16 protein-coding genes and 2 pseudogenes are annotated in these 21,437 nt (G+C 52.4%); 12 read left to right on the top strand and 6 right to left on the bottom strand.

The features are described from left to right. Positions 1–168: 168 nt before the first annotated feature. Positions 169–939 (bottom strand): hypothetical protein, encoded by a 771-nt coding sequence (locus ACO0K9_RS17450; RefSeq protein WP_422987195.1) that lies wholly within the window; start codon positions 937–939, stop codon positions 169–171. 261 nt (positions 940–1,200) lie between these two features. Here ACO0K9_RS17450 and htpG point away from each other — a divergent pair, with 261 nt between their 5' ends. Next, positions 1,201–3,111: a molecular chaperone HtpG gene (gene htpG / locus ACO0K9_RS17445; protein WP_422987193.1), complete on the top strand. Its 1,911-nt coding sequence runs from the start codon at positions 1,201–1,203 to the stop codon at positions 3,109–3,111. Between the two features lie 77 nt (positions 3,112–3,188). On the opposite strand, the gene ACO0K9_RS17440 is transcribed toward htpG, so the two are convergent. Beyond that, a complete protein-coding gene (locus ACO0K9_RS17440) occupies positions 3,189–3,695 on the bottom strand; it encodes a DUF3016 domain-containing protein (RefSeq protein WP_422987191.1) in 507 nt (168 codons plus the stop codon). A 296-nt stretch (positions 3,696–3,991) separates the two neighbouring features. Further along, the gene (locus tag ACO0K9_RS17435; RefSeq protein WP_422987189.1) at positions 3,992–4,462 is read right to left on the bottom strand and encodes a glycine zipper 2TM domain-containing protein; all 471 of its coding nucleotides are present in this window, start codon (positions 4,460–4,462) and stop codon (positions 3,992–3,994) included. 148 nt (positions 4,463–4,610) lie between these two features. Here ACO0K9_RS17435 and ACO0K9_RS17430 point away from each other — a divergent pair, with 148 nt between their 5' ends. From ACO0K9_RS17430 to ACO0K9_RS17405, 6 genes and pseudogenes are all read left to right on the top strand, one after another. Beyond that, positions 4,611–5,129 (top strand): DNA-deoxyinosine glycosylase, encoded by a 519-nt coding sequence (locus ACO0K9_RS17430; RefSeq protein WP_422987187.1) that lies wholly within the window; start codon positions 4,611–4,613, stop codon positions 5,127–5,129. A 179-nt stretch (positions 5,130–5,308) separates the two neighbouring features. Further along, positions 5,309–6,127, top strand: coding sequence for a spermidine synthase (locus ACO0K9_RS17425; protein ID WP_422987185.1), 819 nt, complete (start codon positions 5,309–5,311; stop codon positions 6,125–6,127). A gap of 22 nt (positions 6,128–6,149) precedes the next feature. Further along, positions 6,150–7,931, top strand: coding sequence for a GspE/PulE family protein (locus ACO0K9_RS17420; protein ID WP_422987183.1), 1,782 nt, complete (start codon positions 6,150–6,152; stop codon positions 7,929–7,931). A 23-nt stretch (positions 7,932–7,954) separates the two neighbouring features. Further along, a pseudogene (locus ACO0K9_RS17415) lies at positions 7,955–9,295 on the top strand (CHASE domain-containing protein); the annotation flags it as partial. After that, positions 9,281–10,156, top strand: a pseudogene (locus tag ACO0K9_RS17410) (histidine kinase dimerization/phospho-acceptor domain-containing protein); the annotation flags it as partial. The pseudogenes ACO0K9_RS17415 and ACO0K9_RS17410, both read left to right, overlap by 15 nt. Positions 10,157–10,171: 15 nt before the next feature. Then, a complete protein-coding gene (locus ACO0K9_RS17405) occupies positions 10,172–10,681 on the top strand; it encodes a sensor histidine kinase (protein WP_422987249.1) in 510 nt (169 codons plus the stop codon). Here the strand turns inward: ACO0K9_RS17405 and ACO0K9_RS17400 are convergent. Then, positions 10,606–11,523 carry an SDR family oxidoreductase gene (locus ACO0K9_RS17400; RefSeq protein ID WP_422987181.1) on the bottom strand — a complete coding sequence of 306 codons (918 nt, stop codon included), beginning with the start codon at positions 11,521–11,523 and terminating at the stop codon, positions 10,606–10,608. The genes ACO0K9_RS17405 and ACO0K9_RS17400 overlap by 76 nt on opposite strands. A 322-nt stretch (positions 11,524–11,845) precedes the next feature. On the opposite strand from ACO0K9_RS17400, the gene ACO0K9_RS17395 reads away from it, so the two are divergent. Further along, entirely contained in the window at positions 11,846–12,586 is a 741-nt protein-coding gene (locus ACO0K9_RS17395; RefSeq protein WP_422987179.1) for a substrate-binding periplasmic protein, read from the top strand. A gap of 41 nt (positions 12,587–12,627) precedes the next feature. Here the strand turns inward: ACO0K9_RS17395 and ACO0K9_RS17390 are convergent, their stop codons facing one another. Further along, positions 12,628–14,205: a methyl-accepting chemotaxis protein gene (locus tag ACO0K9_RS17390; protein ID WP_422987177.1), complete on the bottom strand. Its 1,578-nt coding sequence runs from the start codon at positions 14,203–14,205 to the stop codon at positions 12,628–12,630. A 451-nt stretch (positions 14,206–14,656) separates the two neighbouring features. On the opposite strand from ACO0K9_RS17390, the gene ACO0K9_RS17385 reads away from it, so the two are divergent. The 3 genes from ACO0K9_RS17385 (at position 14,657) to ACO0K9_RS17375 (ending at position 19,364) form a co-directional block, all read left to right on the top strand. After that, positions 14,657–15,682 (top strand): CDP-6-deoxy-delta-3,4-glucoseen reductase, encoded by a 1,026-nt coding sequence (locus ACO0K9_RS17385; RefSeq protein WP_422987175.1) that lies wholly within the window; start codon positions 14,657–14,659, stop codon positions 15,680–15,682. Positions 15,683–15,987: 305 nt separating this feature from the next. Continuing rightward, on the top strand, positions 15,988–17,178 hold the full coding sequence (locus tag ACO0K9_RS17380) for an acetylornithine transaminase (protein ID WP_422987173.1): 1,191 nt from the start codon (positions 15,988–15,990) through the stop codon (positions 17,176–17,178). A gap of 164 nt (positions 17,179–17,342) precedes the next feature. Then, a complete protein-coding gene (locus ACO0K9_RS17375) occupies positions 17,343–19,364 on the top strand; it encodes an alpha/beta hydrolase family protein (protein WP_422987171.1) in 2,022 nt (673 codons plus the stop codon). On the opposite strand, the gene ACO0K9_RS17370 is transcribed toward ACO0K9_RS17375, so the two are convergent. Beyond that, positions 19,347–20,240, bottom strand: a complete 894-nt coding sequence (locus ACO0K9_RS17370) for a LysR family transcriptional regulator (RefSeq protein WP_422987169.1) — start codon at positions 20,238–20,240, stop codon at positions 19,347–19,349. The two genes, ACO0K9_RS17375 and ACO0K9_RS17370, sit on opposite strands and share 18 nt — an antisense overlap. Positions 20,241–20,409: 169 nt before the next feature. Between ACO0K9_RS17370 and ACO0K9_RS17365 the strand changes: the two genes are divergently transcribed. Then, entirely contained in the window at positions 20,410–21,423 is a 1,014-nt protein-coding gene (locus ACO0K9_RS17365; protein WP_422987167.1) for an NADP-dependent oxidoreductase, read from the top strand. The last annotated feature ends 14 nt before the right edge of the window (positions 21,424–21,437 follow it).

Below are 21,437 nucleotides of genomic sequence, written 5' to 3'. Positions count from 1 at the left end.
ATCACTATATTGCGAAGCCTGCAGCACATCCGGATGCAAGAGATTGCTTACTGACAGGCGCAGGTGCATTTTATTTTATTGAAGTGATGAGGCAGACCTAACCAAGCAAGGCCTACTCAGCAAGAGGTGACTAAGCAGGAGGTGACTGAGCAAGAAGTGACCGGGCAGCTATTTTGCTGGCAGCAATCCTGATTTGGTGTATTTCAAAAAATCATCAACGATGCGGGCGATGCTGCCATCATTCTTCATCGCCAGCAGGTTTGCGCTCAATGCTTTTGAGGTGGTGCTGGAAGCAAATTCCGGCCGCACCCGCATCACATGGGAACCATAGGCAATCACCAGGCTAGGCCCCAATAACTGCATCGACGCATTTCTTTCTGCTGCAGCCACAATGGCCGGCTGGCTACCGACGATACCAGAAATGCGGCCAGCTTCCAGCATGCGCAAACCGTTTTCCAGGGTATTGATTTCAACCTTTCTGATTCGCTCATCCTGCCCGAAGCTGCCATAACTCAGCCTGCGCATCATGCCTATGCCTTTTTCCGCAGACAGTGTAATCAAGTCGTCAAAATTTTTCAGGATTGCACCACGGTGTGCGACAACGACGATGGGGTATTGCGTTACCTCTGACAGGATAACGCCATCCAGATCAGAAAAATTTTCAGCCTGGGAAATGCTATACGCTTCTTTGTCAGCCGGAAACATCGCCACATGGCGGGAACTGGGCACGATCTGCAACTCTATGGACACGCCGGACCGTCTGCGCAATTCATTCACTATACGCACATTGATGCCATCATAAACGTTCTTGCCATCCTTGCTGTCCCTGGCAAAGGCAAAAGGTGCCACTTCTGTCAGGTACAGGTTTGCCGCCATGAGCAGTGGTGTATATCCACACAGCAGACAAAAACCGAGAATATTCACTGCCTTAAACAACATTCAATCACTCCATGCTCATGGCAACAGCAGAAAAGTATTTCGTCATTAATGAAAGTTTAGTAATTTTTTGTAAAAAATACAAATATTCGTGTGCATCGGGAAGTAGTGCCTGTGCATAAAGAATAAATATTTCATGTTTTTTCTACAACGATCTTGAAATCCACTAAAGCGGCCTCACCTACCGTCTGCAAAATCAATGTTGCAATAAAAAGCGGCAAGCAAAATACCCATAAAACATCAATGAAATCTTTGAGGGAAACCATGTCAGAAAAGCAAACCCTGGGCTTTCAGGCCGAAGTCAAACAACTCTTGCAGTTGATGATCCATTCCTTGTATTCAAACAAGGAAATCTTTTTACGTGAACTGATCTCTAACGCTTCCGATGCGGCAGACAAACTGCGCTTTGAAGCCATCAATGATGCCAGCCTGTTTGAAAGCGACCCAGACCTGCAGATTCAGGTCAGCTTCAACAAAGATGCACGTACCATCACCATCGCCGACAATGGCATAGGCATGAGCAAGGCCGATACCATTGAGCATCTGGGCACCATCGCCAAATCCGGCACCAAGGAATTTTTCGGCAAACTGTCGGGTGACCAGCAAAAAGACGCGGCCATGATAGGCCAGTTCGGCGTCGGCTTTTACTCTGGCTTTATCGTTGCCGACCGCATTACCGTCGAAACCCGTCGCGCCGGTCTGCCTGCAGACCAGGCCGTACGCTGGGAATCCGAAGGCGCGGGCGACTTCAGTGTCGAAGACATCGTCAAACTTGGTCGCGGCACCAGCATCACACTGCATTTGCGTGAAGGTGAAGATGAATTCCTGTCGGCATGGAAACTGAAATCCGTGATCCGTACCTATTCCGACCATATCTCACTGCCTATCAAAATGCAGAAAGAAGAATGGGATGAAGAGAAAAAAGAACAGGTATTGAAAGATGAGCTGGAAACCATCAACCAGGCCAGTGCCTTGTGGGCCCGCAGCAAGTCTGACATCACGCCTGAGCAGTATGATGAGTTCTACAAGCATGTCTCGCATGATTACACAGCACCGCTGACGCATACGCATAACCGTGTCGAAGGCCGCAGCGAATATACCCAATTGCTGTATATCCCGGCACGTGCGCCGTTTGACATGTGGGACCGCAACAAGCGTGGCGGCATCAAGCTGTATGTGAAGCGCGTCTTCATCATGGATGATGCAGAACAACTGATGCCAGTCTATCTGCGCTTTGTCAAAGGTGTCATTGATTCGAATGACCTGCCTTTGAATGTCTCCCGCGAAATCTTGCAGGAAAGCCGCGACATCAAGGCGATTCGCGAAGGCTCGACCAAGCGCGTACTGGGCATGCTGGAAGACCTGGCAAATGCCGATGGTGATGACGATGCACAGGCCAAAAAAGACAAGTACGCGACCTTCTGGAAAGAATTCGGTCAGGTGCTGAAAGAAGGCGTAGGCGAAGACAGCGCCAACAAGGAACGCGTCGCCAAACTGCTGCGCTTTGCATCCACGCACAATGACAGCGATGTGCAGAATGTCTCACTGCAAGATTACCTGGCACGCGCCAAAGAAGGTCAGGACAAGATTTACTATGTGACGGCAGAAAGCTATGCCACAGCCAAGAACAGCCCGCACCTGGAAATCTTCCGCAAAAAAGGTGTCGAAGTCTTGTTGTTGACTGATCGTGTGGATGAATGGATGTTGTCCTTCCTCAACGACTTCGAAGGCAAGGAGCTGGCATCCGTCGCCAAAGGTGGGCTGGACCTGGGCCAACTGGAAGATGAAGCTGAAAAGAAACAGCATGAAGAAACGCAGACCGAGTTCAAAGACCTGGTCGAAAAAATGAAAACAGCGCTGGCCGACAAAGCCAAGGATGTACGGGTGACTTTCCGCCTGACTGATTCACCAGCCTGCCTGGTCGCAGATGAACATGATTTGTCTGGCAATCTGGCACGCATGTTGAAAGCTGCAGGCCAAAGCGCGCCAGAATCCAAGCCTATTCTGGAAATCAATCCTGAGCATCCGCTGGTTCAGAAATTGAAATATGAAGAAGCGAAATTCAGTGACTGGTCACACATCCTGTTTGACCAGGCCTTGCTGGCCGAAGGCGGTAACCTCAGCGATCCTAGCGGTTTCGTGAAACGCCTGAATGAATTGTTGTTGGACAAATAAGCAGATTAAATAGGCAATTCGCTCAAAAAAAACGGACTCAGCTTTAAATGAGTCCGTTTTCTTATGTCACATCAATGTCAGCGTACCGGAAAAAATTTTTCCTTTTGCTTTTTGTTGAACCAGTCACGCAGCATCTGTTCTTCATACTGAAAACTGGTATGGCCGCTGGCGACACCCATGCGCGTCAGGAAATTCATGTCCTTCACATCTTCGGTGCCGGATGCCACGGTCTTGCCCTGTTCATCCTTGAGGTCAAAGCGGAAACTCATGCGTGGCCAATATAGATCCTTGATCACACGAATGTCATTTACCATAGGGCTGAAGAAGGGTCTGACATCGCCAGCCAGATCGACATCCGTTACCGTGATGTTCCATTCATAGCCATCCGGCAGTTTTTTTGCCAAGTCGTCAAACATCCGGTCAAATTCCTTGATGACTCTTTCCTGAAAACCGATCTTGCTTTCATTGGTGGGTCGAATATCGGTAAATTTCTCTGGTTCTTGCCAACTGACCTTGGCGCTACCGGCATAGGCCGGTCCCGCCATGGCGGTGGCCAGCAACATTAGGGTACAAATCTTTTTCACTTTGACCTCCTTTTACCTGCTCACTGATGATGTATGGGCGCACCCGGACCCTTTACTATACTTGAATTCCCGCTACGGTCAGCCGATCGCCTGTGGCGGGAGCAAGCACAAAAAAACCTGGTCGCTTTGCTCTTCAAGCATAGTCGATGAAAACAAAAACGACCAGACTGGCTGGTCGTTTCCGGGGATCAAATTTGTGACAAGACTTTTCAGCCCCTGGCATTCATCCGCCAGGGTAAGCAGGCTACTTTATGGCCGAATTCATGCCCGAATTTATGGCTGAATTTATGCCCGAATCAATGTGTTACGCGGGTAGTCCTGCCGTTCGACAGCAAACGTACTCTGTCACCTGCACGGAAGGGTTCATCCGCATCCTGGGTAACGGCGCGCAATTCACCATTATCCAGCTTGACCGTAATTTCCAGACCACGCACCTGGGTCGCGTTCTTTTCTACATTCTGTCCTATCACGCCACCAGCAATCGCGCCGACAATGCCGGCCGCCAGGGAACCATTGCCCTTGCCTATGGATGATCCGGCGGCAATCCCGCCCAATGCTGCACCTGCAGCAGTACCAACACCGCTCTGGCCACGGTCTATGGTGACTTCGCGCAGGGATTCTACATAGCCCATACGTACACTTTGCTCATTCTGAGTCTGTCTGGAGTTATACACACTGCCCGAATTGTGCGACGTGACGGCACAGGCACTCAGGCTGGCTACCGCAACCAGAATAATAAGACGTTTCAAGATACACTCCTTTGTCATTTCAATTAGCATAAAACGCACGACTGTTAATACGGTTGACCGGCATAGGCACAGCTAAGTTCCGTGTTTTAAATTTCACGGGCGAGCGAAATTGACAAATGCTTGCTAAGCTCCCGATTTCAAATAAACATCTCTGAAAGAATAAGGCATGCAGGCCGACACTACTTTGCCACTCTTGCAAGGCTTTCCCCCTGTCATCGATCAGCGCACCCATACGCTGGTACTTGGTAGTTTCCCCGGTGAAGCCTCACTGCATGTCGTTCAATACTATGCGTATAAGCAAAACCAGTTCTGGCGCCTGATGTCAGCCTCGCTGGAAACCGATATGCTGACCCTGGATTATCCGCAGCGGCTGGATTGTTTGCTGGCGCATGGCGTCGGTTTGTGGGATGTCTTTCATTCCTGCCTGCGATCCGGCAGTCTGGATTCGGCCATACGCCAGGGCAAGCTGAATGATTTCAGCAGCTTGCAGGCACGCCATCCACAATTGCGGAAACTCTGCTTCAACGGCCAGACCGCCGGGAAAATGGCTGGCTATTTCAGTGAACGCGGCTACCAGACCGCTATCCTGCCCTCCTCTTCCCCGGCTTATGCCATGCGTTCTTTTGAAGACAAGCTGCGGGAATGGAAGGCAGAATTTCAAACCGGCCTCAAGGCTGAAATGTAAGCAAGTGCTTAACACCCTGACACTGATGTCGCGGATGACAAGGCTGGATTTTTGTCAAATAGCTGGTTTATGTCTGGAAATCTGCTCAAATGAGGCATTTTCAGGCGAAAATCATCACTGGCAACAGGAATCATGTAAATTTCCTTTTTAAGCGCCAGGTGACTGGTTAAAATAAGCCCATGCTAATCAAACGAAAATCCATAGAAGCCGAAGCAAATCATCGTTCCGGCCCCAAAGCTGCGGTTATCAAAAAAGCCAACCGCAAACCCAAATTTGCCCCGGTTACCCTGTCCGAATTCGATGGCGTACGCTTTCTCCATTTTGGTACTGAATGGGTACAAGGTGCCATGCGTCTGCGCAAACCGGATGCCATAGAATTGGAATACGCTCAACAGATGATGGCCTGGATGCTGTTCATCGATACGCCCGTCCATCTGGTGCAACTGGGTCTGGGCACCGGTGCTCTGAGCAAATTCAGCTACCGCCAGTTTGTAGATGCCCGCGTGACCGCAGTGGAACTGAATCCCTCAGTCATTGCCATCTGTGAAAGCATGTTTAAACTGCCGGCCAACGATGATCGTCTGCAAGTGCTGGAAATGGATGCCCTGGATTACGTCAATGATGAAAACAACCATGGCAACATAGATGCCATGCAGGTGGACCTGTATGACGCCACCGCACGTGGCCCGGTACTGGACAGTGCCGAGTTTTACCAGGCCTGCGCTGCCTGCCTGAAAGATGATGGCATACTGACCGTCAACCTGTTTGGTGACCACCCCAGCTATACCCGCAATGTGAAAGCTCTGCGCTTCGCCTTTGAGCAGGTGTTGTGCCTGCCCGAAGTGCATGACGGCAATGTGGTGGCGATCGCCTTCAAGCAAAGACCATCACTGGATTTCGACAGCCTGTATGAACGCGCAGAGAAAATCAAGGCCAGCACCAAACTTCCAGCCAAAACCTGGGTCAACGGGCTGAAAGCAGCCTGCAATCCCAACTGATTATTTGACATACCAAAACAATATGAATAAACCCGTACACCGCAGCCTGAATCTTCAGCAGATTTTTACCTGGCTGATGGCAGATGGCGTCGTCCCCAAAGAAGAAGCAAAAGCGCATTTTAATGCGACCCAGGCATTTCTGAAAAATGGCCCGGCTTCCATGCATCCGCTGACAGCAGTGGCGCAGGCTAAACTACATTCCGCCATTGCCCCACATATTTTATTGACGCTGGACTGGCTGACAGAATGGGCTGCGGGCAAGGTCAACATGCCGTTCTACCGCATAGACCCGCTGAAAATTGACTTTACCAATGTTTCGGACGTGATGTCGTCTTCGTATGCGACCCGCTTCAACATCCTGCCGGTAGAGTCCACTGCCACTACAGTCGTCATTGCCACCACCGAGCCTTTCAATCTTGAATGGCAACAGGAAATCCTTAAATTCACGCGCAAGGAAATCCGCCTGGTCCTGGCGAATCCACTGGAAATTTCGCAATACATCGTCCAGTTTTTCTCGCTGGCGAAATCGATCAAGGATGCACGCAAGTCCAACAAGAATGATGCTGCCCTGCGCCAGAACTTTGAACAACTGGTCGAACTTGGCAAAGCCAACAAGCAGGTGGACGCCAACGACCAGCACGTCATCAATATCGTGGACTGGTTGTGGCAGTTTGCCTTTGACCAGCGCGCCTCGGATATCCACCTGGAACCGAAACGCGATATTTCCATCATCCGTTTCCGTATCGACGGTGTGCTGCATCAGGTCTACCAGGTGCCGGCCACGGTCATGATCGCCATGACGGCGCGTATCAAATTGCTGGGCCGCATGGACGTGATCGAAAAACGACGTCCACAGGATGGCCGTATCAAGACCAGGACCAATGATGGCCAGGAAGTGGAATTGCGTTTATCCACCCTGCCTACCGTCTTTGGCGAAAAAATGGTCATGCGTATTTTCGATCCTGAAGTCGTGGTCAAGACCCTGCCCGAACTGGGTTTCCCCGTCAATGACGCGAAACGCTGGGATCACCTGACCAGCAAGCCGCATGGCATCATCCTGGTGACCGGGCCTACCGGTTCCGGCAAGACCACTACCCTGTACACCACGCTGAAAGCGCTGGCGACACCAGACGTCAACGTCTGTACGGTCGAAGACCCTATCGAGATGGTGGAAGGTTCGTTCAACCAGATGCAGGTGCAGGCTTCCATCGACCTCGGCTTTGCCGACGGTATCCGGGCACTGATGCGTCAGGATCCGGACATCATCATGGTGGGTGAGATCCGTGACTTGCCCACTGCCGAAATGGCGATACAGGCCGCACTGACCGGCCATCTGGTCTTGTCCACCCTGCATACCAATGATGCGCCCTCTGCCATCATGCGCCTGCTGGAACTGGGCGTACCGTATTATTTGCTGGAAGCAACCATCATCGGCATCCTGGCGCAAAGGCTGGTACGTACCCTGTGCATACACTGCAAATCCCCGGACGGAGAAATGCAGGATGCGGTCTGGTCGTCGCTGGTAGAAGACTGGGGTATTCCCAAGCCACAAGCCATTTATCGCCCGGTCGGCTGTCCGGAATGCCGGCAAACCGGCTTCCTGGGGCGTACCGGCCTGTATGAACTATTGACCGTCACCCTGCCGTTCAGCAAGCTCATTACTGAAGCAGCCGATATCCACGCCCTGCGCACACAAAGTGTCAAGGATGATATGAAACCCTTGCGCATTGCCGGTGCCTATAAGATCATAGAAGGTGTCACCACCGCCGATGAAGTGTTGAAAGTGACTTCATCACTGATTTAGCGCAGTTTTCAGGGTACGCAGGAATGCAGCCAGCTCCGTCCAGCACCTCCATCACAACCCGGCAACTGCTACCACACATCCTGGCAGTCGCCTTGGTCTATGCGGTGTTAGGACGGTTTTCGCTGCTGCTGGCCATCCCGCCCGGCTACTCGATCGCCATTTTCCCGCCCGCCGGTGTTGCCCTGGGCGTGGTGTTGACCTGTGGTTACCGGCTCTTGCCCGGGGTGGCCGCCGGTGCTCTGCTTGCCAATCTGCTCATCAATTTTGCCATTAGTGGCAGACTGGATGCCAGTGCCTGGATCGCCTCTTCCGTCGTCGCTACCGGTGCCGTGCTGCAAGCCGCTGCTGGCGGCCGCATGGTGCGCCATTTCTTACAGAATGACCTGTCACTTGGCACCGACAAGCGTATCTTCCAGTTCTTTTTTTACGGTGCCCTGGTCGCCTGCCTGATCAGCGCCAGCATCGGTGTGACCACCCTGGCAGCCCTGAATATCATCCCCTGGCCAGAATTCATCAACAACTGGATAGCCTGGTGGACCGGCGACACCTTTGGGGTGTTGACGATTACGCCCATCGTCATGGTCCTGTATGGCAAACCGCGCGCCATCTGGCGTGCCAGAAGGTGGAGTGTCATGCTACCGCTGTTTGTCTGCCTGCTATTGGTGGTCACGGCATTCGCTTTTACCCGCTATCGCGAAGAGCAAAAACAGCAGCTTGAATTTCGCCTGAAAGCAGAGCGCGTCGGGCAAAGTCTGCAAAACCGGCTGGACAATCACTCCGACATCATGCGCAATATTGAACGTCTGTATGCCAGTTCCAGCCAGGTAAACAGGGGTGAATTCGGCACTTTCGTCAACCACACTTTAGCCAATCAAAAAGCGATTTCCTTTTTGGCCTGGGTACCCAAAGTCACGCTGGCGCAACGGGAAAATTTTGAAGTCTCGGTGCTGCGGGAAGGCTTTGCCAATTTCCAGATACTGGAAATGAATGAACGCCAGTCTCTGGAAGAAGCAAAAGTCAGGGATGAGTATTACCCGATCAAATACATAGAACCATTTCTTAGCAATCAGGCATTCTTCGGCTATGACATGGGTTCCAGCGTATTGCGCAGGAACGCCATCGAAGATGCGCGTGACAGTGGCAGCCTGACCGTCACCGACCCGCTGACATCGCTGGAAGCTGGCGACCAGCAACTGCATGTGCTGTTGTTCGCCCCGGTATATGAACATGGCAAGCCCCTGGATAATATCGACCAAAGAAAAGCTGCATTTTCCGGTACTGCCGTCAGCAAGTTACGCATGGCGGAGCTGGTCAAGGATAACCTCACGTCTGAAGATTTAAAAAATGTCATGGTCAAATTCTATGACCTGTCTTATCCCGGGAAAAAAGGCATCTTCCTTGACGACATCGCAGAAATCGATAATCGTTACCTGTTCCAGGCCACCATCAATTTCGGGGGCAGGCAATATGCCTTCCTGGCCCAGCCTTCGTCCGCATACTGGAAATCCCATGTCGCCTGGATCACCTGGATCACCATGATAGGTGGCCTGCTGTTCACCGGCCTGCTGGGTACCTATCTGCTGGTCGCCACCGCACACACCTATGGCGTCGAAAAACTGGTCGCACAAAGAACCACGCAACTGCACGACAGTGAAGAAAGAATGCGCACCATACTCGACAATGCGGCAGAAGGCATACTCACTACCGATGAATATGGCGTCATCGAATCAGCCAATCAATCGGCGGAAATTCTGCTCACCTATACACATGGCAGCCTGCCTGGGCTGAACTTGCTGACCCTGTTTCCCGATCCTGGTTCGTGCCAGTTACTGGTACGCCATTTGACCAGCTCGCCGCCTGACATGTCATTTGAAGAAAGCGGGAAAAGCGACCGCGAAGAAGTCATGGCCATCAAAAAAGACGGTCAGGAAGTACCGGTAGAACTGGCCATCACCCGCGTCAAGCTTGGGCAGAAAGTGCTGCTGGTCATCATCATGCATGACCTGTCAGAGAAAAAAAGGGCTGAAAAACTGAAATCTGAATTTGTATCTGCCGTTTCGCATGAATTGCGCACACCGCTGACCTCCATACGCGGGGCACTGGGTTTGCTGGTGGGTGGCGTCGCCGGGGAAATCCCTGACAAGGCACGCAGCATGCTGCTCATGGCAAACGACAATGCCACACGCCTGACCAAGCTGATCAATGACTTGCTGGATTTTGAAAAACTTGAATACGGCAACATGCAATTTCATTTTGAAAGCCTGTTGCTGGACGAATTGGTGCAACACACCATACAGTCAAACCTGGGTTATGCCCAAAATTTTGGCGTGGACATACGCTGCAAGCTGCTGGCAGAACGTGCCTTGCCGGTCTGGTTAGATTCGCAGCGTTTTACCCAGGTCTTGTCGAATTTATTGTCCAACGCCATCAAGTTTTCGCGTGAGAACGGACGGGTTGATGTCACCATCATTGCCAATGCAAATCATGCCCGGATTGAAGTGCAGGACTATGGCATCGGTATTTCAGAAGCATTCAAAAGCAGCATTTTTCAAAAATTTACCCAGGAAGATGCCAAGGCTGCCCGCAAATATGCGGGGACCGGGCTGGGCCTCAGCCTGAGCAAGACCATGATAGAAAAAATGGGGGGCGAAATCGGCTTCCACAGCGAAGAAGGTCAGGGTTCGGTCTTCTTTGTCGTCCTGCCGCTGGATTCCAGCGCAGCCAGCACGCCTTCCCTGACCGAGGTATAACGCAGGCGAGCCCCCAGTTCCAGCTTGATGCGCTGATTGCGCAAACGCCGCGATTCCGACATGAAAGACAGCAATACCGGACTGACCTGTTGCGCCAGTTCTGCCCGTGGCAGACGCGGCGGGCGTGGCAGTTCAAAGCTATCCGCCACCAGGTCAAAATAGGCTGCCATCTTCATATCACTGTCGTCCACCGCATGATAAACACGGTTGGGTGAAGCACGAAACAGTGCCAGCCGTATCAACTGCGCCAGGTCATCGGCATGGATATGATTGGTGTATACGTCATCAGCCTCGGTCAGGGCTGGTGTCCCCTTGTGCAAGCGTTCCAGTGGCAGGCGCTCTGCCGCATAAATACCGGGCACGCGCAAGATGGCCAAACAGGACTGGCTGCGCCTGGCCCAGGCACGCAAGCTAAGCTCTGCCGCTACCCGCCGTGTTGCCCGGGCATTCTGCGGTTTCACGCTTCTGGTTTCATCAAACTCGGTACCGCCACAATCACCATACACACCGGTGGTGCTGACATAGACCAGTTGGCTCTGGTCAGCCAAAACTGCAATCAGGTTTTGGGTACGGATGTCGGTATCCCCTTCACTGCGCGGCGGTGCCAGATGCACGACCCGCTTTGCCAAACCGGCCAGCCGGGCCAGGCTATGCGGCTGGTCCAGATTGGCCAGGATGGGCACTGCCCCTGCTGCCCGCAATTCGGCACAGCGGGCCGCCTGGCTGGTCAGGGCAAATACCCGGAAGTGCGTCTGCAACAAAGGCAGCAGGCGCATGCCGACATCACCACAACCCACGATAAGCAAGCGCGGCTTGCCGATTTGCATACATTGTTTTGTCATGTCCAGGATTGTATGCCAAAGTTTCTCTTTATGATTTTTAAGGCAGCCATGGACACATTTTCTTGACCGATCAAACACCATCCGTACACCCGGTGTCGGCACGAGAGAGCGGCACTAAAGAGTGACGCGTTTGCGCAGTAAAAGATTTGCGCTTTTACCACAGTCAAGTTACAAGGAATATGGCACTATTTGTTGCTACATCGCTTAGAACCTTACGATCTTACATCCGGCAGCGGGACTGCATTGCACTCCTGACGTTGACGGGTACAGATGCCTGGGGACAGGCAAGGAACCGGTACAAGGAACAAACAAGGAACAATCAATGAATGTGATGGCCTTGCTACTTGCGACAAATCTTGTCGCAGAAACGCCTGCACCCCTGCAGATTTCAGTCAATGTCGACTCTGCCACCGGGCTTGTTGGCGCGTCCATACTGAGTGAAGTATACAAGCAGGCAGGGCTGCGTTTTTGCGTTATCAACCTGCCGCCCCTGCGAGCCACCAAAGAAGCCAAGGCCGGGCATATTGACGGCGAAGCCCTGCGCCCACCCAATTATGCCGCAGCACACCCGGAACTCTTGCGCATAGACCCAGCCTATATCGTGGTTGAAACACTGGCTTATGCGATAAAAAGCCGCGATCTCAGCATCAACAAGAAAAGTGATTTGCAGACGCTGAAAGTAGGTGTGGTCCGTGGCATCATGAACGCCCAGAATGCCACCGAAGGCCTGCCCGGAATCACGTTTGCAGATACCTCGGAAAGTCTTTTCAAGATGCTGGTGGCTGGCCGTATCGATGTGGCCGTGGATTCCAGGTATAGCGCCTACCGGGCCATGAACAAGATAGCGGGGGCTGACGCCATCTCAGAAAAAATGGTCTTGCTGGTCCAGCCCGCCCATCATTACCTGAATATCAGGCACAAATCGCTGGCGGCGACTATCGCTGGCACCATCAGCCAATTCACAGCCAATGGCGAATTGCAGCGATTGACGAAAATGGCGGAATCCGATCTGCTGAAAAAAGACAGCACTCCAGCGACACTGAGCATAAAAAACTGCCACTGACCAGCGCCGCTTAAGTTCGACCTACCTCGGCCGACCCCTGTCTACCTTGGCGTAGCCCTGCGCACAGTAGTTGCATCCAGCCTGAATACGCTGACGGCATTGGTCAGTTGTACGGCCTGGTCTTGCATGGATTGCGCGGCAGCAGCGGCTTCTTCCACCAGTGCGGCGTTTTGCTGCGTGACTTCATCCATCTTGATGATGGCGGTGTTGACTTCTTCTATGCCACTGCTTTGCTCCATCGTGGCAGAGCTGATCTCGTTGACGATGTCACTGACTTTACGCACGCTGTCGACCACTTCTTCCATGGTGCTGCCGGCTTGGGTCACCAGCTTGCTGCCGGCCCCGACTTTTTCTACCGAGTCATTGATCAATTCCTTGATTTCCTTGGCGGCGGAGGCACTGCGTTGCGCCAGGTTACGCACTTCGCTGGCGACCACGGCAAAGCCGCGCCCCTGTTCGCCGGCACGGGCTGCTTCGACGGCGGCATTCAGCGCAAGAATATTGGTCTGGAAGGCGATGCCGTCAATGACGCTGATGATGTCCACAATCTTGCGGGACGAATCATTGATGGAGCTCATGGTCGCGATCACTTCATTGACCACCTGACCACCCTTGCCCGCCACCGTGGTGGCGGACGCAGCCAGGCTATTGGCATGACGTGCGTTATCTGCATTCTGCTTGACGGTGGAAGTCAGTTCTTCCATCGCCGATGCGGTCTCTTCCAGCGATGCTGCCTGTTGTTCGGTCCTGGCCGATAAATCAAGATTGCCGGTAGCAATTTCTTGCGACGCTGTGCCAATGGCGTCGGTCCCTTCGCGTACCTGGCCTACCAGTTTCTGCAAGCTGGTATTCATCGTTTGCATGGCGCGCAACAACTGACCGATTTCATCTTCAGAACCGGCTTCAATCGATACCGTCAGGTCGCCGCTGGCAGCGCTTTCGGCAATGCTGACTGCGGCACGCAATGGCCGGCTGATCAGGCGTGCAATCCACAGTGCCAGGATCACGCTGAGTACCATGGCAACCGCCAGGATGCCGGCTATCCATAAACGGGACGATGAAAACAGGCTGTCATTGGTCACCAGGGCACGTTCACTTTCCGCCTGGCTCAGTTCCACCAGTTTATCGACCAGATCATTCACGCCACGGAATAATTTGACGGAATCACCGCGGATCGCCTTGCGTGCTTCTTCAGTATTCCCCGCCCGCGACAAGGTCAGCAATTTTTTGCTGGCATTTCCATACGAAGTGAAGGACTGTGCCAGAGAATCGAATATCTGTTTTTCTTCCGGCGAACTGACCAGCAGGCGGTACTTGGATTCATAGCCCATGAATTCCGTGGTGCGGGATTCTATGCTTTTTTCGTAGTAGCTGTAATCAGCTTCTTCGTTGGACAGGATGTGCTGCAGTTCGGACACCCGCATGCGGTTGAGGGTTGCCTTCATCAGCAGGGCATAACGCACGCTGGGCAAGGTGTCGGTAAGAACACCGGTGGAAGCTACATTCAGGCGCGAGATTTGCACAATCCCAAAAATGCCCGTGGCCAGTGTCAGACTCAAGGCCACCAAAAAAGAAAGCAACAATTTGTAGGCGATCTTCAAATTCAGGAACCAGCTCATATCAACTCCTTTAAAGCTTTTACGACGACACTGCCGTCATGTTTCTATTGCGAAGCACCATTTTCTTCGTCAGAACGCATTCTGCAAACAAGAAAACCGGCACTTGAGCCAAGAATGCACTCAATATGACAATTGTACTGGGTTCCCTGGAGGAAATAATTAACATAAGTTAAATACCCCGCAAAAATGGTAAGGTCCGCCCCCTCCTCATTTATACTCAGATACTGATCGTACTCAGCAGATAATATACCGTAACGCGCTCTATTTTCATGCCTTCCTGCCAATAAGTGACGGTCACCCAAGTGCTGTCAGTATGCGCGCTTTTGGTCTTGCCGGATTTACGCTATCATGTGCTCCCGTTTGATTCCTGTCTGCCCTCGTTTGGCAGAGCAAGCCCGGCGTAAGCGTTGCGGTATCCAGAACAGACCCTACTTATTTCAAAACATACCCGATGACTTTTCAAGTAACTGTCACCCCTAGTGGTCGTCAATTCAGCTGTGACGAAGATGAAACCGTGCTGTCAGCAGCCCTGCGCGCTGGCATAGTATTGCCCTACGGCTGTAAAAATGGTGCCTGCGGCTCGTGCAAAGGCAAGGTAGCCAGCGGCACGGTCAAACACGGCCCGCATCAGGTGCGTGCCCTGCCAGAAGCTGAAGAGGCACAGGGCATGTCCCTGTTCTGCTGCGCCAGGCCACAATCCGACCTGACCATAGAAGCACGCGAAATCGTTGCTGACGGTGATTACCCTGTCAAGAAAATGCCTAGCCGCATTGCCAAACTGGAAAAACTGTCTGACGATGTCATGCTCATCGCCTTGCAATTGCCTGCCAACGAGCGCCTGCAATACCGCGCCGGCCAGTACATAGAATTCATGCTGCGGGATGGCAAGCGCCGCAGCTACAGCATGGCCAATGCCCCTCACCTGGATGAACATATCAGCTTACACGTGCGCCATATGCCGGGCGGACTGTTCACCGACCAGGTCTTTTCCACACTGAAGGAACGCGACATCCTGCGTTTTGAGGGCCCGCAAGGCACCTTCTTCCTGCGTGAAGATAGCGAAAAGCCCATTATCCTGCTAGCGTCCGGTACCGGTTTCGCCCCGATCAAGGCACTGGTGGAGCACCTGATCCATATCGAATCCAAACGCCCTGTCAGCCTGTACTGGGGTGGCCGCCGCCCAGCCGACCTGTACATGGATGCCCTGTGCAAGGACTGGGCCGCGCAATTGCCTGGCTTCCTTTATATCCCGGTGATCTCTGATGCCCTGCCACAAGATGGCTGGACTGGCCGTCAAGGCTTTGTACACCAGGCTGTCATAGCCGATCATGCCGACCTGTCGGGCTACCAGGTATATGCCTGCGGCGCACCGGTCGTGGTGGAATCAGCCAAACGTGACTTCACGGCACAGTGCCAGTTACCTGCGGACGAGTTCTATGCAGATTCCTTTACCTCAGAGGCAGATCTGGCGAATTGACCCTGTCAGCCTGCTGCATGTCATAAAAGCATGTGGCAGGTATTGATACAAAAAATCATACAAAATTATTTTGACGCAGTGCGCAAAAAGTCCTACTATCCGTTTTATGAAAATTTTTACTGACATGTCTTCACCAAATATTGCACGACGTCGCGTCTCGCCAAGCGAGCCTGGGCCGATGTAAGAGTGAGCGTGCGCGTAAAAAGCGGCACCACGAATATCCAGCCACAGGTTCCATCCTGTGGCTTTTTTTTATCCTGATTTTTTGTCCTTCCCCCCACTGTAACGACCTTAGGAGTCTTGAAATGGAATTCAGTCAGTACAACGTAAATTCCCTGATGTACATCACACCGCGCCCCGAACTCGTGTTCGTCGAAGGCAAGGGCATGTGGCTGACTGATCACAAGGGCAAGCGATATCTGGACTATCTGCAAGGCTGGGCCGTCAATTGCCTGGGCCACTGCCCCGACGTCATCCACGAAGCCCTGGTCAGCCAGTCCAAAAAACTGCTGAACCCTTCCCCGGCGTTCTATAACGCACCGATGCTGGAGTTTGCCGATCTGCTGACTAAAAATTCTTGCTTTGATCGCGTGTTTTTCACCAACAGCGGTGCCGAAGCCAATGAAGGCGCCGTCAAACTGGCACGCAAGTGGGGGCAGTTGAACAAGAATGGCGCGTTTGAAATCATTACCTTTGACCATGGCTTCCATGGACGTACCCTGGCGATGATGTCGGCGTCCGGCAAACCAGGCTGGGACACGATTTTTGCCCCGCAAGTTAGCGGTTTTCCCAAGGCAGATCTGAACAATATCGCTTCGGTAGAAAAGCTGATCACCGACAAAACCGTCGGCATCATGCTGGAGCCGGTACAAGGTGAAGGCGGTGTCATTCCTGCCAGCCCGGAATTCATGCAAGCCTTGCGCGCCCTGACCAAGAAACACGGCATCCTGCTGATCGTGGATGAAGTGCAATCCGGCATGGGGCGTACCGGTGAACTGTTCGGCTATCAGTTGTCAAATATAGAACCAGACATCATGACGCTGGCCAAAGGTATCGGTGGCGGCGTACCACTGGGTGCCTTGCTGTGCCGTGAAGAAGTGGCCTGCTTCGTTCCTGGCGACCAGGGCGGCACCTACAACGGCGCACCGTTGATGACCGCCGTCGGCATTGCCGTGTTCAAGGAACTGACCAAGCCCGGCTTCCTGGCAGCAGTCAAGGAAAAAGGCGAGTACCTGAGCCAGCAACTGGAGCAATTGTCTGCCGAATTCGGCATGCAGGGTGAACGCGGCTTTGGCTTGCTACGCGCCTTGAAGCTGGGCGACAGCATCGGCGGCAAACTGGTGGAGGCTGCACGCGATATGGAACCGGTAGGCTTGCTGCTCAATTCACCCCGCCCTGACCTACTGCGCTTCATGCCGGCACTGAATGTGACGAAGGAAGAAATTGACCAGTTGATCAGCATGTTGCGTGTGCTGATACAGCAAGTCAAAAACTAAGTTTCACCTTCAGCTAAGTTTCACCTTCAGTTTCAATGAATTGGTCTGTGCGGCGAGAGTTGCACAGACCTTTTTTATTGCAGTAAAAATACTGCCTAAAAAACATTTTTGTCTTTTTTAAAATGTATACAATGCAGAATTCCATTCACGCAATCAAAGCGCACATGCACAATTTTTATAAGCCAGTGGCCTGCAAAATCGCATTCAGCATTTTTAGCAGCCTGTTTGTACTCCACGCCCCGATATCGTATGCGGCGGCTGAGCCCATCCCTATCGCCAGCTTTTTCAAAGAATCCCAGTTCAGCGATGCCCGCCTGTCACCTGATGGTAAAAACATTGCCATGATCATGAAGGGTGCCCATGACCGCATGGTACTGGCCGTACTGGAAGTCGGCAAACTGCGCCCTGAAATTATTGCCAATTATGAAGACAAGGATGTCAGGACTTTCCATTGGATTAATAATGACAGGCTGGTCTATGACCTGACGGATTTGCAATACAAGGAAGCTCAACGCTTTTTTGGCCACGGCCTGTATGCCGTCAACAAAGACCGCAGCAAACGTCTGCGCCTGGTAACACATGAATTCACTGGCAGACATACCAAGGTTGTCGGTAATGAATTACCCTGGTACACCCATTTCCTTGATATTGCCCATGGTTCCACATCGCCGGATATTTATGTGATCCAGGCAGTAGAAGCAGGCTCCGATGTGTTTGATCTGTATCGCCTGAACACCATGACGGGCAATACTGAACTGGTCCCCCGTCCCGGCAAGGTCAATACCTGGCTCATAGACAAGGCTGGCGTAGCACGGATTGCGGTCACGACCGAGAACGAAAAATCCATCATTCATTATAAAGATCCGAAAACAAATGCCTGGCGCACACTGGCCACCTCAACCTGGACTTCGTACGACAGAATTACCCCTGTTTTTTTCAGCCCGGAAGGTGATTTATACGTGCGGGCCAACAATGGTAAAGATCTCAGTTCACTATATCGTTTTGATCTGGAAAAGAATCAATTGGAATCTGAGCCTGTGATTTCACTCAAAGGCTATGATTTTTCCGGGCAACTGGTCTACAACGGGCCACAAAAGAAAGTGCTGGGCCTGCGTTATGAAATGAGCCGGCCAGCCACACTATGGTTTGATGACTCCATCGCAGAGAAACAAAAACAGATTGATGCGCTGCTGCCCGACACGTATAACTCCCTGCATTTTCCTTCTGACCTGAAAACCAATATTGCGCTGGTCCATTCTTATTCAGATATTGCACCAGGTGTATGGCAATTGTTTGATTTCAGCACAGGTAAGTTGGTACGCCTGGGTGTCAGCAAGCCTGACATCAAGCCCGAGCAAATGGCTGAAAAAGCAATGCTGAACTACACGACCCGCGATGGCATGCAGATACCAGTTAATCTGACCCTGCCGAAAAACAGTCCTGGCAAAAACCTGCCCGCCGTAGTGTTAGTGCATGGCGGCCCGTATTTACGCGGCAACCACTGGAGTTGGGATCCACAAGCTCAATTTCTCGCTTCACGCGGTTATGCAGTCATAGAACCGGATTATCGCGGCAGCGTCGGTTATGGCACAAAACATTTCCGCGCCGGCATCAAGCAGTGGGGACTTGCTATGCAGGATGACGTTGCCGATGCGGCCAAATGGGCGGTTGCCCAAGGCTACGTCGATCCCCAGCGTATTTGCATTGCGGGTGCCAGTTATGGTGGTTATGCCACCCTGATGGGCCTGATCAAAGACCCGGACATTTTCCGCTGTGGCATAGAGTGGGTAGGCGTGACGGATATCAACCTGATGTACGACATCCACTGGAGTGATTTTTCAGATGAGTGGAAATGGTTCGGCATGCCTGTACTGATCGGTGACCAGGTCAAGGATGCAGCGCAACTGAAAGCCACTTCACCTTTGCAAAATACCGATAAGCTGACCCGCCCTTTACTGATGGCTTATGGCAAACGTGACCACCGCGTACCGATAGATCATGGCACCAAATTCTATAAGGCGATCAAGGAAAAAAATGCCAATGTGGAATGGGTGGAATACCCTGAAGAAGGTCACGGTTTTTTCCTGCTCAAAAACAATATCGATTTTTGGGGACGGGTAGAGAAATTCCTTGAGCAAAACATTGGCAAAGGCCAGCCACTGGCAGCATCAGACACTGCTAAATAATCGCTCTTGCAAGAAGGCCACGAAAGTGGCCGTCTTCAATGCCAGCCAGTCACGCGCCGGATAAACCGCATACACCGGTGAACCACTGGGCAATTGATAATTGTCCAGCACAGGCACCAATTCTCCGCTTTGCAAGTGCTTGCTGACTATCAGCCTGTCTATCAGCAAAATACCGGCACCAGAACAAGCGGCAGCCACCAGGGCCATGCCATTGTTGGATTGAAAGTGGCTGCTCACTCTGACTTTCCTGGTTTCACCGTGCTGTAGCAAAGTCCATTCATCATTTGCCCTGCCAGCGTTGATATACAGCAGACAGGCATGCCGACTCAAATCCTCGGCCACAACCGGATGGCCCGCGCTTGCCAGATAGGCAGGGGCCGCGCAAAGTATGCGCTGACTATCCACCAGCTTGCGCGCGATCAGGTTGGAGTCATCCAGATGGGCGACGCGAATGGCGACATCAATTTGTTCTGCTATCAAATCCACCAGTCTGTCTTCAACTTGCAGCGCAAAATCAATGTGCGGATAGCGGCGGCAAAACTCGGTCATGACCGGTACCAGCCTGGCAACGGCAGGCATGGGGCAAGTAACGCGCAAACGCCCTCTGACTTCTTGCTGGTGCTGCCCGGCCATTTGTTCAATATTTGCCAGCGCTGTCTCGATGCGCTGCGCTTCATGCAAGACCTGCTCACCGATCTCGGTCAGCGTCAGCTTGCGGGTGGAGCGCTGTAGCAAGCGTGCACCCAAATTCTGCTCCAGGGCGGCCAATTGCCGCGATAGCAGCGACTTGCCGCAGCCCAGTTGTATGGCTGCCTTGCTGATGCTGCCAGTACACACGATGGTGGCAAACACAGCCAGGTGTTGTGGATTCAGCATGGAATCATCCTGTTTATTGTCCCGTTATAAGCAACAATATTATGCGATATGTCTACCTTATCAGGCAACAATATCCTGCCTATACTGTTCTTCATGGTCAGCGCTTTGCTGCTTAACACGTTGCTACCTAACACGTTGCTACCTAACAATAACCGCCAGGGAAAATAGAATGAACACCATCAACTACCAGTTTCAGCTTGCCAGCCGCCCTCAGGGCAGTGTCAAAGCCAGCGATTTCAACTATGTCACCGAGCAACTGCGCGATTTGCAGGACGGTGAAGTCTTGATCAAGAACCTGTATATCTCGCTTGACCCGGCCATGCGTGGCTGGATGAATGAAAGCAAAAACTCTTACATGCCACCTGTCGCCATCGGCGAAGTCATGCGCGCACTGGCAGTCGGCCAGGTCGTCACCAGCAAGAATCCCAAATTTGTCGCCGGTGACCACGTAAGCGGCATACTGGGCATGCAGGAATATGCGTATTCCGATGGCAAGGGCATCACCAAGGTGGATGCCAAACTGGCCCCCTTGCCCCTCTACCTGAGTACGCTGGGCATGCCTGGCATGACGGCTTATTTTGGCCTGCTTGAAGTCGGGCAACCCAAGGAAGGCAATACGGTGGTGATATCGGGTGCTGCCGGTGCTGTCGGTACCGTCGTCGGCCAGATTGCCAAAATCAAGGGGGCGCGTGTGGTCGGTATTGCCGGTGGTGCCGATAAATGCCGTTACCTGACTGAAGAACTGGGCTTTGATGCGGCCATCGATTACAAGACGGAAGATGTGAGCGCCGCTTTGCGCCAGCACTGCCCGAATGGCATAGACGTGTATTTCGACAATGTCGGCGGCGATATTCTCGATGCCGCTCTGGCACAGCTGGCCTTTGGTGCCCGCGTCGTCATCTGCGGAGCGATTTCACAATACAACAACACCACCCCGATCAAAGGACCATCGAATTACCTGAACCTGATGGTGAAACGGGCAACGATGAAAGGCGTGATGGTGTCCGACTTTTACCCACGCGCCATGGAAGCTGCCATGGTCATGGGTGGCTGGATCAGCTCTGGCAAACTGAAAAGCCGTGAAGATATTGTCGAGGGACTGGAAAAATTTCCTGAAACTTTCCAGAAATTATTCACCGGTGAAAACAATGGCAAGCTGATTCTTAAAGTGCTGCAAAGCTGAATTCCTCAGAACGT

It is taken from the genome of Undibacterium sp. Ji50W, assembly GCF_049340445.1.
Lineage (GTDB): Bacteria > Pseudomonadota > Gammaproteobacteria > Burkholderiales > Burkholderiaceae_D > Undibacterium.
This window is presented reverse-complemented; position numbering and strand designations above follow the sequence as displayed.